The organism is Pseudomonas sp. IT-196MI5 (assembly GCF_949767415.1).
GTDB lineage: Bacteria > Pseudomonadota > Gammaproteobacteria > Pseudomonadales > Pseudomonadaceae > Aquipseudomonas.
Map to the genome: position 1 here is coordinate 72,087 of NZ_CATKPZ010000003.1, position 13,693 is coordinate 85,779.

12 protein-coding genes are annotated in these 13,693 nt (G+C 61.6%); 1 reads left to right on the forward strand and 11 read right to left on the reverse strand.

What is annotated here, in order from left to right; genetic code table 11:
* Nucleotides 1-12: 12 nt before the first annotated feature.
* From ACM6IK_RS02085 to ACM6IK_RS02120, 8 genes are all read right to left on the reverse strand, one after another.
* Nucleotides 13-945 carry a sugar kinase gene (locus ACM6IK_RS02085; RefSeq protein ID WP_414872929.1) on the reverse strand — a complete coding sequence of 311 codons (933 nt, stop codon included), beginning with the start codon at nucleotides 943-945 and terminating at the stop codon, nucleotides 13-15.
* Between the two features lie 140 nt (nucleotides 946-1,085).
* Complete coding sequence (locus tag ACM6IK_RS02090; RefSeq protein WP_414872930.1) at nucleotides 1,086-2,303, reverse strand: amino acid deaminase; 1,218 nt, start codon at nucleotides 2,301-2,303, stop codon at nucleotides 1,086-1,088.
* A gap of 39 nt (nucleotides 2,304-2,342) precedes the next feature.
* Entirely contained in the window at nucleotides 2,343-3,107 is a 765-nt protein-coding gene (locus ACM6IK_RS02095; RefSeq protein ID WP_414873010.1) for an IclR family transcriptional regulator, read from the reverse strand.
* Between the two features lie 172 nt (nucleotides 3,108-3,279).
* Nucleotides 3,280-3,669 carry a RidA family protein gene (locus ACM6IK_RS02100; protein ID WP_414872931.1) on the reverse strand — a complete coding sequence of 130 codons (390 nt, stop codon included), beginning with the start codon at nucleotides 3,667-3,669 and terminating at the stop codon, nucleotides 3,280-3,282.
* Between the two features lie 28 nt (nucleotides 3,670-3,697).
* Nucleotides 3,698-4,492, reverse strand: a complete 795-nt coding sequence (locus ACM6IK_RS02105; RefSeq protein WP_414872932.1) for an amino acid ABC transporter ATP-binding protein — start codon at nucleotides 4,490-4,492, stop codon at nucleotides 3,698-3,700.
* Entirely contained in the window at nucleotides 4,489-5,151 is a 663-nt protein-coding gene (locus tag ACM6IK_RS02110) for an amino acid ABC transporter permease (RefSeq protein WP_414872933.1), read from the reverse strand. The genes ACM6IK_RS02105 and ACM6IK_RS02110 overlap by 4 nt, the downstream gene beginning before the upstream one ends.
* Before the next feature lie 8 nt (nucleotides 5,152-5,159).
* A complete protein-coding gene (locus tag ACM6IK_RS02115) occupies nucleotides 5,160-5,822 on the reverse strand; it encodes an amino acid ABC transporter permease (protein ID WP_108217292.1) in 663 nt (220 codons plus the stop codon).
* A 51-nt stretch (nucleotides 5,823-5,873) separates the two neighbouring features.
* Nucleotides 5,874-6,722, reverse strand: a complete 849-nt coding sequence (locus ACM6IK_RS02120) for a transporter substrate-binding domain-containing protein (RefSeq protein ID WP_414872934.1) — start codon at nucleotides 6,720-6,722, stop codon at nucleotides 5,874-5,876.
* A gap of 372 nt (nucleotides 6,723-7,094) precedes the next feature.
* Here ACM6IK_RS02120 and ACM6IK_RS02125 point away from each other — a divergent pair, with 372 nt between their 5' ends.
* A complete protein-coding gene (locus ACM6IK_RS02125) occupies nucleotides 7,095-7,829 on the forward strand; it encodes a hypothetical protein (protein WP_414872935.1) in 735 nt (244 codons plus the stop codon).
* 198 nt (nucleotides 7,830-8,027) lie between these two features.
* Here the strand turns inward: ACM6IK_RS02125 and ACM6IK_RS02130 are convergent, their stop codons facing one another.
* From ACM6IK_RS02130 to cobN, 3 genes are all read right to left on the reverse strand, one after another.
* Nucleotides 8,028-8,573 carry a vWA domain-containing protein gene (locus ACM6IK_RS02130; protein ID WP_414872936.1) on the reverse strand — a complete coding sequence of 182 codons (546 nt, stop codon included), beginning with the start codon at nucleotides 8,571-8,573 and terminating at the stop codon, nucleotides 8,028-8,030.
* Between the two features lie 119 nt (nucleotides 8,574-8,692).
* Nucleotides 8,693-9,700: an ATP-binding protein gene (locus tag ACM6IK_RS02135; RefSeq protein ID WP_414872937.1), complete on the reverse strand. Its 1,008-nt coding sequence runs from the start codon at nucleotides 9,698-9,700 to the stop codon at nucleotides 8,693-8,695.
* A 147-nt stretch (nucleotides 9,701-9,847) separates the two neighbouring features.
* Entirely contained in the window at nucleotides 9,848-13,690 is a 3,843-nt protein-coding gene (cobN, locus tag ACM6IK_RS02140; RefSeq protein WP_414872938.1) for a cobaltochelatase subunit CobN, read from the reverse strand.
* Nucleotides 13,691-13,693 lie beyond the last annotated feature (3 nt).

Below are 13,693 nucleotides of genomic sequence, written 5' to 3' on the forward strand. Positions count from 1 at the left end.
GCCATTCACCGCTTATTTCGGAATCAGCGCCCCCGGCACCTGAATCACCCGGCTCGCCAGCCGATGCCCGGCCTCGGCGGCGTCCACCGGACTGCCGCCCGTGAGCCGCGAAGCCATATACGCCGCACTGAACGAATCCCCCGCCGCCGTGGTGTCCACCACCCGCTCGACTTTCTGCGCCGGCACCTCGAATGACTCGCCATCACAACGAATCAGGCAGGCTTGGGCGCCACGCTTGAGCACCACTTCCGGCGTACCGATCTGCTCATACGCGGCAAACACTGCGTCACAATCGGCATAACCAAACAACGCCTGCTCGTCATCCACCGTCAGCAACGCCAGATCGACCTGCGGCAGCACGCGGCGATACGCCGCCCGAGCCTCCTCGACCGACGCCCACAGCCGTGGCCGGTAGTTGTTGTCGAACACAATCCGCGCATCGCGCTGGCGGGCTTCGATCAGGGTGTTCAGCAACTTTTCCCGGCCTTGCATGCCGAGTACCGCCAGGGTGATGCCGCTGAAGTACAGCACGTCGTAATCCGGCAGCGCCGCAAGGATCGGCGCGGCGGCCGGGGTGGTGAAGCAATCGCGTACCGCCGCTTCATTGCGCCAGTACAGAAAGCGTCGCTCGCCGGCCGCGTCGGTCTGGATGCAATACAAACCCGGCAGACGTCCGGGCAGGCGCTGAACCATGCCGAGCCCGATATTTTCCGCCGCCCAACTCTGGCACATCGCGTCGCTGAAACTGTCATCGCCCAGGGCGGTGACGTAATCCACGGTGCCGTCCTCGCCCAGTTCCCGGGACAGGTACACCGCCGTGTTCAAAGTGTCGCCACCGAAACTCTGTTGCAGGCTGCCGTCGGCGCGATGCTGCAACTCGATCATGCATTCGCCGATCAGGGCGATGCGTGGAGTGTTGGGACCCAGGGTGTTGATGGTGTTCATTGTTGTGGGGGTCTCTGGTATTGCGATGTTGTCTGGTCGGCCGCCATCGCGGGCAAGCCCGCTCCCACAAGGTTCTTCAGTGTTCACAAAACCTGTGGGAGCGAGCTTGCTCGCGATGGCCGCAACTCGGTCTCAAACCTTTAGAAACAAGTTTCCATGGTCTCGATGACGTTCAGTTGCTCATCCACCAGACACCCGACACGCCACTTGTCGAACGTCAGACACGGGTGCGATGTGCCGAACGAAATGATGTCGCCCACCCGCAGATCAACCCCTGGCGCTACGGTCATGAACGCATGCTGGTCCATCACCGCGGTCACCTTGCACGCACTCACATCATCGCCTTTGGCCGGCACCACACCCGCTTTGTACCGCAACAACGGCACCGGCAAGCCGGCGTCGTAGGCCACGTCGCGCTTGCCCAGGGCAATCACCGCAAACCCCGGCTCCGGCAACGACTGCACGTGCGCCCACACTTCCAGCGCCGGACGCAGGCCTTCGTGCAGATCGCTGCGACGGTCGAGTACGCAGCACTGCGCTTCCTTGTAGATGCCATGGTCGTGAGCCACGTAACTGCCGGGACGCAACACGCTGAGGAAACGTCCACCGGCGTTCTGCGCTTCGAAGGATTCGGCAATCAGGTCGTACCAGGCCGAGCCCGACGCGGTGATGATCGGCTTGGCAATGGCGAAGGCGCCGCTGTCCTGCAACTGCACCGCCAGGCGCACCAGTGACGCGGCGAAATCGCGGATGCCGGTCACGGCGTGATCACCATGGATCACGCCTTCGTAGCCTTCGATCCCGGTCAGGGCCAGGGCCGGTTGCGCGGCGATGGCCTTGGCCAGATCGAGCACTTGCTGCTCGCTGCGGCAACCGCAACGACCGCCGACCACGCCGTACTCGATCATCACGTTCAGGGGCACGCCACGGGAGGCGAAATAGGCGCCGAGGTCAGCGACGTTGTCCGGGTGATCGACCATGCAATAGAAATCGAACGTCGGGTCGGCCAGCAGGTCAGCGATCAGCGCCATGTTCGGCGTGCCGACCAACTGATTGGCCATCAGCACCCGACGCACGCCATGGGCGTAGGCGGCACGGGTTTGCGTGGCGCTGGCCAGGGTGATGCCCCAGGCACCGGCGTCCAGTTGGCGACGGAACAGCGCCGGAGTCATGCTGGTTTTGCCGTGGGGCGCCAGTTCCGCGCCGCTGTTGCTGACGAAGTCCTGCATCCAGCGAATGTTGTGCTCCAGCGCCTCGCGGTGCAGCACCAGCGCGGGCAGGCTGACATCACGTACCAGGCTGGCACCGATCGGGGCAGCGCCTTTGTCCACGTTGGCAGTATGGGGGGCAGAAGACATGGTCGAACTCCTCGTTCACGCGGCCGCAGGCAACCGCTGTTATTCGTTGATGCGACGGGCCAGGCTGTTGGCGCTGTCGATCAGCACCCGGCGGTAGTCATTGTAGTTTTTCTTGGCATCGGCGCGTGGAGCGACGATGCACAGGGTCGCGATGGCCACGCCACCAGGGTCTTTGACCGGTGCGGCGAAACAATGGGTAAAGGTGTCGGCGACGCTATCGAAAGAAAAAAATCCATCGATCCCGGCCTGACGGATTTCCTTGAGAAACCGTTCCAGCGGCAAGCGTTCGCCGTCGGGCAGGATGAAGTCGTCGTGGTCGATCAGGTCGACGATTTCCTGGTCGCTCAGGTGCGCCAGCAACAGCCGCCCGGAGGCGGTCCAGGGGATGGGCGCGTTTTCGCCAATGTCCGAGGAAATGCGGAAATGCCGTTCCCCCTCTTTCATCAGCGCCACGGTGTATTTGCGCCCGTTGAGCAGACACATCTGCGCCGTTTCATGGGTCTGGCTGACGATGTCCTGCAAGGCGTGATCGGCTTCACGGGCCAGGTCGAAATGGCGCAAGTGGGCCTGGCCGAGAAAGTACAATTGACGACCGAGGTAGACATGACCGTCCTTGCCTACCGGCTCCAGGATCCGTCGTTCCAGCAGCGAGGCTACCAGTTCGTAAACCGTGGATTTGGGGCTGCCGATGCCGTTGGCAATGTCGTTCGGGCGCAGGGGTTGGCCGATCTCCTTGAGGAAATCGAGGATATCGAACGCCCGGTCCAGACCGCGTGCCCGGCGCTTGATGGTGTCTTCGGTCATTTCAGTGATTCCCATTCAAAGTCGCCGGGAGTTTAACCAGTGTGCCGTGGTGATTGTTAGGCCGCCTTCGCGGGCAAGCCCGCTCCCACATGGATTGATGGTGTGTCCGCAATCTGTGGCAGCACACAAAACCTGTGGGAGCGTGGCTTGCCCGCGATGGGCGCGACTCGGTTCAAGCCTTTTTCTTGTACGCAATGCAGTCGATCTCGACCTTGCAGTCGACCATCATGTTCGCCTGCACGCAGGCCCGCGCCGGGGCGTGTTCCGGTTTGAAGTATTCGGAGAACACCTTGTTGAAGCTCGTGAAATCCCGCGGATCCTCCAGCCACACGCCAGCACGCACCACGTCTTCCAGGCCGAAACCTGCCTCTTCGAGAATCGCAATCAGGTTTTTCATGGTCTGGTGGGTCTGTTCGACAATGCCGCCAGTAATGATCTCGCCGTCCACCGCCGGCACCTGCCCGGAAACGTGCAGCCAGCCATCGGCTGCAACGGCACGGGCGAATGGGCGAGGCTGACCGCCAGCGGCGGTGCTTCCGGTGCCGTAACGAGTAATGCTCATGGGCGTTTCTCCTGCTTTGAAAATGACGTTAAAAGCGAGTGCTTTTGAGAAATTCCGCCAGTCGTGGCGATTGCGGGCGCTCGAACAGGTCCTTGGGCGGCCCCTGTTCTTCGATACGCCCCTGATTCATGAAAACGATCTTGTCCGAAACCTCGAAAGCGAAGCGCATTTCGTGGGTCACCAGCAGCATGGTCATGCCGTCTTCGGCCAGGCCCTTGATCACGCTCAGCACTTCGCCGACCAGTTCCGGGTCGAGGGCCGAGGTCACTTCGTCGAACAGCATCAGGCTCGGGTTCATCGCAATCGCCCGGGCAATCGCGACGCGCTGTTGCTGACCGCCAGACAACTGACCGGGAAAGTGATCGCGGCGTTCCAGCAGGCCGACGCGCTCCAGCCATTTCTCGGCCAGGGCCACGGCCTCGTCCTTGTGCAGCTTCTTGACCTTGAGCAGACCCAGGGTGACGTTCTGCAATGCAGTCAGGTGCGGAAACAGGTTGAACTGCTGGAACGCCATGCCGGTCATGGCTCGATGACGGGCAATGACTTTTTCCGGGTGGCGAATGCGTTTGCCGTTGACCTCGTCATAACCGATGGATTCGCCGTCGAGCAGGATCTGCCCGCCCTGGAACTCTTCGAGCATGTTCACGCAGCGCAGCAGCGTAGTCTTGCCCGAACCGCTGGAGCCGATCAACGTCACTACGTTGCCGCGCTGCATCGTCAGATCGACGCCCTTGAGCACTTCGAGCTGGTCGTAACGCTTGTGCAGGCCGCGAATATCCAGCAGCGGTTGGCCGTTTTGTGCATGGGATTGAGTCTGAGTCATGGCAAAGCCACCCGCTTTTCAATGTGCCGGCCGAGTAACTCGATGCCGTAGTTGATGACGAAGAACAGGAATCCGGCGAACAGGTAAAACTCCAGGGTCATGAAGGTCCGGGCGATGATCTGCTGGGTGCTGAGCAGCAACTCGGCAACGCCGATCACCGACAACAGGGTCGAGGCCTTGACGATCTCGGTCGACGAATTGACCCAGGTCGGCAGAATCTGCCGCAGCGCCTGGGGCAACAACACGTAACCGAGGGCCTGGTAGAACGTCAGGCCGATGGCCTTGCTCGCCTCCATCTGCCCAAGCGGCAAGGCCTGCAAGGCACCGCGCACGATTTCGGCAACATGGGAGCCGCAGAACAGCGTCAGCCCCAGCGCACCGGCCTGGAACGCACTGATCTGCCAGCCCAGCGCCGGCGACATGTAAAAGCACGCCAGCACCAGCACGAACACGGGCGTGCCGCGAATCACATCGACATAAAAACGAAACGGTGCACGCATCCAGAACTTGCCGTAGGTCAGCACCAGCCCGGCGACGACGCCAACCAGCGTGCCGAGCAAAATCGCCAGCACCGACACCTGGACGCTGGTCAGAAAGCCTTGCCACAGCACTTCCCGCGCCACCCACAACTCATGCAACCAACTGGGGGAATCGTACATGGAGCCTCCTATCGGCGAATCGCCAGACGCTGTTCCAGGTAACGCAGCATCATGGCAATGAGGTAACAGGCCGCCACATAAAGCGCCGTGGTCACCAGCCAGGTTTCAATCACCCGGTAGCTCTCGACATTGATCTTGCGCGCGTAGTAGGTCAGCTCCGGTACGGCAATCGCCGCCGCCAGCGAGGTGTCCTTGAACAGCGAAATGAAGTTGTTCGACAGGGCCGGCAACACATTGCGCAGCATCACCGGCACGGTGACGTAGGCCTTGACCTGCCACTCGCCAAGGCCGATGGCCAGCCCGGCTTCGCGCAGGCCCTTGGGAATGCTCAGCAAACCGCCGCGGAACACTTCGGTCAGGTAGGCCCCGGCATACAGCGACAGGGTGATGATGAACGAGGGAATCTTGTCCAGGCGAATCCCCAGGCTCGGCAACGCAAAGTAGATCAACAGTATCAACACCAGGATCGGCGTGTTACGAATCACCGTGACATACACCGACGCCAGCACCCGTAATGCGCGATGCCTGGACAGCAAGGCAAACGCCATCATCAGGCCGATCACGCAGCCGATGGCGATCGACACCAGCGCCAGTTCAAGGCCCATACCGAGCCCCGCCAGCAAGGTGTCGAAATCGCGCCAGACGGCGGCAAAGTTCAACTGATAGTTCATGGTCAGCAGTACCTTGAGCGGGGCGCTTAGCGGCGCCCCACTCTCACGGGATCATTTGAATTCGACGGGGAAGCCAATCGCCGGCGTTGACAGATCCACACCGAACCACTGTTTGAACGATGCCGCGTAAGTCGGGAACTCAACGCCGGTCATGGCTTCATGCAGGGTAGTGTTGACGAAATTCAGCCAGTCCTGATCGCCGCGCTTGACCGCGCACGCATAAGTCTGCGGGCTCCAGGCGTAGGCCGGGCTGCGATAACGGCCGGTGTTCTGCACCATCAGGTATTTCACCGAAGACTGATCGGTGGCCGCCGCGTCGGCGCGGCCGGAGTTCACGGCCTGGTACATCAAGTCCACGCTGTCGTACTGATCGACCTTGGCCTTGGGCAGCGCCTGGTGCACCAGTTCTTCTGCATAGACGTTTTGCAACACCGCCACGGTGAGACTGTCACCGGCGGCCTTCATGTCATCAATTTCCTTGTACTTGCTGTTCGCCGGCAGCAGCAGACCGACACCTTCTCGGTAGTACGGCAGGGTGAACGCCACTTGCTGGGCACGGCTGGCCGTCACGGTGATGAACTGGCAGCTCATGTCGACCTTGTCGGTGAGCAGGTTGGGGATACGCGCGTCGGACGACTGCACCACGAACTCGACCTTGCTCGGGTCGTTGAACAGCCCCTTGGCCACCATGCGCGCGATATCGATATCAAAGCCTTGCAACTTGCCGTCGGCGCCCTGGAAGTGCCACGGCGCGTTGGTGCTGCCGGTGCCTACAATCAGTTTGCCGCGGGCCAGGACGCTGTCGAGCTTGCTGTCCGCTGCCTGGGCCACGCCCATGGCAGCAGCAGAGGCCGCGAACAGAAAAACACATGCTGTGAACAAGGAAGGTCGGCGATGCATGGCAAGCACTCCTGGGTGATGTGTATTCCGCTATACCGGAACTTGGTATGTAACAACGGAATAGACAGCAGAAAGTGTGCCACACACCGGCGCAGAAAACCTGGTCGGATTGAAACTCGAATTGAATCAACGGCATGCGCTAAAACCGGCTGAGGGCGTTACTCATCACCCCGTCAAGCAAGTGCTACCGATGGCTACAGGCTGGACTGATAACGCTCATTCAGTGCGCACATGACCACAACATGTCACAGGTCCATCTGCGTCCAAGCCTGCTGTCACTACTGTCAACTTTGACAGTAGACCCCCGCAAGGCATGTAGAAATACTGGAGTCTCATCTGATTCATACACCGCGCCGATTAAGGGAGTTTGAGATGAAGACGCCAAAGGGATTACTTTTCTGTGCAGTACTGGGAGTTGGTTTAACAGGCTGTAACGTTCAACAGGACACGTCTGTGACCTCTGTGATCGAAGAGTGCAAAGATCTGGTCAACAAACAATTTATCGGCCAAAACGGTCCGGAAGTTTGCGTCACGACACCGCTGTCAAAAAGCGCGACATCGATTACGGGGACTATCGTCGGTACCGCAACATTGGGGCCGTTCATGGTGACTGCATTAACCAGTGATGGAACCATCCTTAAACAGGTCACCACCCTCGCCAATGGTGACTTCACGATGACCCCGCTAAACCTGCAGAACCTGCCTGGCAAGGGTATTTCATTCTCGGTTTTCGTGAACGATGTCAGTTCGCCCCCCACCAAACTGGTCGTTGGGCAAGAGCCCTCTGTGAAGTGCAGCGAAGACCTCCCTGGATTTTCAATGTGCGGTACTTACCCTGGCGCCATTTTCTTCCCGATAAAAACGTCTATCACCACGGTATTCTCGCTTCCCCCCGGAGACACTTTTGGGGGCGCAACGCTTCACCCGCCGTCAACGGGGTTGGGTGGCTTTATTAATTGGAAACCAGACAGAACCATTGCATATCAATTGTCCGTCGCTCTGTTACAACCTGGGGATGAACCCCGTGCTTATGCGGAGAACCGAAACAACGAGTCGTTTGCCTACTCCGTGTCACAAACAGTTCTTGCCAATAAAAAACAGGAATGAAAAGGCGAGGCAAGCGTACCCGGCAGTATCGGCAGGCGATGAGTAAGTGATTCAAATTTGAGGTTGGCTGGCACACCGTTTTCGCGGGCAAGCCCGCTCCCGCACGGGTTGTCGGGTGATCACAAAATTTGTGTTCAAATCGGATCAATTGTGGGAGCGAGCTTGCTCGCGATGAGGCCCGAGTAGATAAAATAAACTTCAGCCCGGAAGCAGCTCGTCAATATGCCGATACTCGGCCTGCAACTGCGCCGCCAGCACCCTGCTGCGACCAAGCCGAATCGGCCCGCGCTCGATGTCGATCAACAGCCCCGGACACTCCAGCGTCGGCAGCAGTGGCAAGTCCTTCAACCTTCCATCGGTCACCAGCAACAAGCGCTGCTGCTCTGCCGGAAAACGCTTGTGGCGTGCCGCCAGCCATTTCCCCGCTTCGCTCAAAGCCGCCAGCAACGGCGTGCCGCCACCTGCGCCAAGGCCATCGAGCCAATGGCGCAATCGCGTCGAAGCCTTCAATCCCTGCACCTGCCATTTGGGTACAGCACCGCTGGCCGTAAGCAACGCCAATCGCGCACGCTGGCGGTAGGCATCGTCGAACAGCTGCGCCAGCAAGCCCTTGGCATCGCTCAATGCCTGATGACGGCGAGTCGAAGCAGAGGCGTCAACGATCACCAGCCACAGTTCATGGGGCGAACGCGTACGCAGGTGAAACAACAGGTCGTCGCGCTGACGCGGTCGGCCATTGAGCAATGTGCCGGGCCAGTTGACCGAGCCGCTGCGTGCTGCATGACGCTTGCCCTGTTTGCCGTGGTCCAGCCGTCCGGCACGGGGTCTGGCATTCGCCCCCGCGTCTGAGCGAGGGCGAATGCCTAGGGCTTTTTTGGCCAGCTCGGCACTTCACGTCGTGCGCCGACCGCCAGCGCCTGAGCGGGCAACTCACCCCACTGGCCCTGCCCTTCGCTCGGGTCGGCGTGCTGCGGCGTCGATTGTTGCGCCGCCTGGAATGGCTGAGGCGCCGGTGCTGAGTGCTCGCGACGACGATGGCGCAAGGCAAACTCGGCAACGGCGTCGATGTCTTCCTCGGCGATGGCGTTCGCCCCGCGCCAGGCGGCGTGCGCCCGGGCGGCCCGCAGCCAGACCAGATCGGCGCGCAAGCCATCGACCCCGGCGGCAAAGCAGCGTTCGGTAATGTGCGCCAGTGCCAGGTCGTCAAGGGGAATGCCTGCCAGTGCGTTGCGTGCGTTCTGGCAACGTTCGCGCAGAGACGCCTGCGCGGATTCCCATTCGGCGCAGAAACCTTGCGGATCGCTGTCGAAATCCAGGCGCCGGCGGATGATCTGGCCGCGCTCGACGGGCGCGTTGTGGCCTGCGAGGGCGACGTTCAAGCCGAAACGATCCAGCAATTGCGGACGCAATTCACCCTCTTCCGGGTTCATGGTGCCAATCAGCACGAACTTCGCCGAGTGCCGATGGGAAATACCGTCACGCTCCACCAGATTGGTGCCGCTGGCAGCCACATCGAGCAGCAGGTCAACGAGGTGATCGGGCAACAGGTTGACCTCGTCGACGTAGAGTACGCCACCGTCAGCCTTGGCCAGTACGCCGGGGGAAAACTGTGCGCGCCCTTCGCCCAGCGCCGCATCGAGATCAAGGGTGCCGACCAGGCGCTCCTCGGTGGCGCCCAGCGGCAAGGTGACAAACTGACCGCTGGCCAGCAGGTCCGCCAGACCGCGGGCCAGGGTCGACTTGGCCATGCCCCGCGGACCTTCGATCAGCACGCCGCCGATCTTCGGGTCGATGGCGGTCAGGTACAGCGCCAGCTTCAAATCGTCGGCGCCGACCACGGCGGAGAGTGGAAAGTGCGGGGTGTCGGTCATTGTTCTATCTCGGTCATGGTCGGTGGCAGGCAAACTTCTTACCTTGTGGGAGCGAGCTTGCTCGCGATGGCGGCCTGACAATCGAAATCGATGTCGACTGTGTTGACGCCTTCGCGGGCAAGCCCGCTCCTACAGGGTTTGCGGTGATTAGCCATCTTCTTCTATGTCCAGCAACAAATTCTCCAGAGCCTCACGGTACTCGCCCGGCTCCTTCCACATCCCCCGCTGTTGCGCCTCGAGCATGCGCTCGGTCATGTCGCGCAAGGCATGGGGATTGTGTTCGCGAACGAAATCCCGGGTGTCCGGGTCGAGCAAATAGGCATCGGCCAGCAACGCGTACTGGTGATCGTCGATCAGCTGCGTGGTGGCGTCGAAGGCGAACAGGTTATCGACCGTCGCGGCCATTTCGAACGCACCTTTGTAGCCGTGACGTTTAACACCTTCGAGCCACTTTGGATTGGCCGCCCGGGAACGGATCACCCGGTTCAGCTCTTCCTTCAAGGTGCGAATCTTCGGTAGGTCCGGCTGGCTGTGGTCGCCATGATAACTGGCCGCGGCCTCGCCCTTCAGGCTTTCCACCGTTGCCAGCATGCCGCCCTGGAACTGGTAGTAATCGTTGGAGTCGAGCAGATCATGCTCGCGGTTATCCTGGTTCTGCAGCACCGCCTGTACCTGGCTCAGGCGCTGGGTGAACTGTTCACGAGCAGCGGTGCCCTCATCAGATCCACCGTAAGCGTAGCCGCCCCAGTTGAGGTAAACCTCGGCCAGGTCCTCGCGGGTTTGCCACAGCCGACCGTCGATGGCGCCCTGCACACCCGCGCCGTAGGCACCGGGTTTGGCCCCGAAAATCCTCCAGCCGGCCTGACGTCGCGCCGCGTCTTCATCGAGCCCCGTCTGCAGCAAGGCTGCACGCTCGGCGCGCACCTTGGCCGCCAGTGGATTGAGGTCGTCCGGTTCATCCAGGTCGGCCACCGCTTGCACCGCCGCGTCGAACAAGCGAATCAGATTGGCAAAGGCATCGCGGAAAAACCCGGACACACGCAAGGTCACGTCCACCCGCGGACGGTCAAGCAAACTCAGCGGCAGAATCTCGAAATCATCGACCCGCTGGCTGCCGGTGGCCCAGACCGGACGCACGCCCATCAACGCCATCGCCTGGGCGATGTCATCGCCGCCGGTACGCATGGTCGCGGTGCCCCACACCGACAGACCGAGCTGGCGCAAATGATCGCCGTGGTCTTGCAGGTGGCGCTCGAGAATCAGGTTGGCCGACTGGAACCCGATGCGCCACGCCGTGGTGGTCGGCAGGTTGCGCACGTCCACCGAATAAAAGTTGCGCCCGGTGGGCAGCACGTCCAGACGCCCACGGCTCGGCGCGCCGCTGGGACCGGCCGGGACGAAGCGACCGCTCAGGGCGTCGAGCAAGCCGCGCATTTCTGCGGGGCCGCAGGCGTCCAGACGCGGGGCGACCACCTCGCGCAAGTTTTCGATGATGGCGCTCACCTCTGCCCAACCTGCCCCCTGTAGGAGCGAGCCTGCTCGCGATGGTGTGTCAGCCACATTGATGTCAACTGATACACCATCGCGAGCAGGCTCGCTCCCACATGGGTTATTCAACACGTCCGAAATCAACTGCGCGGCAAACAACTCAAGGCGTTCGCGGGTATCCCCCGCCGTGCGCCAAGTCTCGTCGCTGATATGCAAAAGAGAGTCGGGACGCGGCCCGGCCCAGGGCTCGGCCAACGCGCAATCCAGTGGGTCGAAGCCCAACGCGAAGGCCTTGGCCAATGCACGCAGCAGGCTCGACTGCGCACCACGGCCATCGCCCCGTGGAATGCGCAACAACGCCAGCAAGGTATCGATACGCAAACGACCGGTGGGCGACTCGCCGAACACATGCAGGCCATCGCGGATCTGCGACTCTTTCAAGTCGCACAGATAAGTGTCGAGTCGCGGCAACCAGATCGCTGCATCGGCATCGCTGTCGAGCTGCTCGTCCAGCTGCAGTTCGCGGTCGATGTGCGAGTCGCGCACCAGTTGCAGGATGTCGCGCTGCAACTCGCGAGCGCGGCGCGGATCGAGCAACTGCGCTTCGTAATACTCGTCGGCCAACAGTTCGAGGTTGCGCAGCGGGCCATAGGTTTCGGCGCGGGTCAGCGGGGGCATCAAGTGATCGATGATCACCGCCTGGGTGCGCCGCTTGGCCTGGGCGCCCTCGCCCGGGTCATTGACGATGAACGGATAGATGTTCGGCAGCGGCCCGAGCAGTGCATCCGGCCAGCAGTTTTCCGAAAGCCCCACGCCTTTGCCCGGCAACCATTCGAGGTTGCCGTGCTTGCCGACGTGGATCACGCCGTGGGTGTCGTAGGTGTGGCGCAGCCAGAAGTAAAACGCCAGGTAACCGTGGGGCGGGACCAGGTCCGGGTCGTGATACACCGCGCTCGCGTCGACCTGGTAACCCCGCGCCGGTTGAATGCCGACGAAGGTCAGGCCAAATCGCAAGCCGGCGATCATCATCCGTCCGCTGCGGCACATGGGGTCGTTTTCCGCTGTGCCCCAACGTTCGAGCACCGCCGCGCGATTGGCTTCGGGCAGTGCATTGAACATCGCCAGATATTCATCCATTGCCAGACTCTGCTGGCACGGACGTTGGTCGATCATGTCCAGATCATTGCTGACGCCGCCGAGCAGTTGCTGGATCAGCGCGGTGCCACTGCCCGGCAACTCGGCCGGCAACGGATAACCTTCGGCATGCAGCGCCCGCAGGATATTCAGCGCCGCTGCCGGGGTATCGAGGCCAACGCCATTGCCGATGCGACCGTCACGAGTCGGGTAATTGGCGAGGATCAAGGCAATGCGTTTTTCAGCGTTTGGCACCCGCGCCAGATCGACCCAGCGCCGTGCCAGCTCGGCAACGAAATCCATACGCGCTGGTGCAGGCCGGTAGCAGACCACATCCGACTGACTGCGCTCACTGCGCCACGCCAGATCCTTGAAGCTGATCGGGCGGCTGATGATGCGCCCGTCCAGTTCCGGCAAGGCAATGTGCATCGCCAGGTCGCGAGGACCAAGCCCCTGTTCACTGGCACGCCAACCCGGTTCGTTGTCCTGGGCGCAAATCGCCTGGATCACCGGAATATTGCGACGGAACGGGCGCAGATGCGGCGCTTCGGGACTGGACTGGGCGAAACCGGTGGTGTTCAGGATCACCGAGACGCTGGCCTCGTCGAGCCAGTCCTCGACCATGGAAAGGCAAGCTGGCTCTTTCAGACTGGCCAGCGCAATCGGCAACGGATTCAACCCCGCCGCCTGCAAGCGCTGGCAAAAAACATCAATGAAAGTGGTGTTCGCCGCCTGCAAATGCGAGCGGTAAAACAGCACCGCCGCCACCGGTTGACCCGCGTGCCAGTCGCCCCGCCAATCGCTCAGTGCGGCAGAATGTTGGTGCGGATGGTAAATCGCCGTGCGCGGCAGGGTTTGCGGCTCGCCCCAGGTGTAATCACGGGCCAGCCAGCGGTTGGCCAGGCAGCGGAAGAAGTCCAGGGCGTTGCCCATGCCACCCTGACGCAAAAACTGCCAGAGCCGGTCACGATCCTCGGCGCCGACGGTGCTCAGGTCACTGAGCTCCGGATCCGGACGATCATCGCCCGGCACCAGAATCACCTGCACGCCGCGCTGCGACAGCTCTACCAGACGCTCGATGCCGTAACGCCAATAGGCGATGCCGCCGTGCAGCGAAATCAGGATCACCCTGGCGTGACGCAGGACTTCGTCGACGTACAAATCGACCGAAGCATGGTTCTGCACCTGCATCGGGTTGGCCAGGCGCACGCTCGGGTAATCGTCGGGCAATTGCTGCGCTGCTTCGGCGAGCAGCGCCAGGCTGGAATCGCCGCTGCACAGGATCACCAGCTCGGCGGGGGTTTGTCCAAGGTCGGCAATGTTGTCGTCCGACACGAAACCGCCGGGCTGGGTCCTGAGCAGGTGCATGGC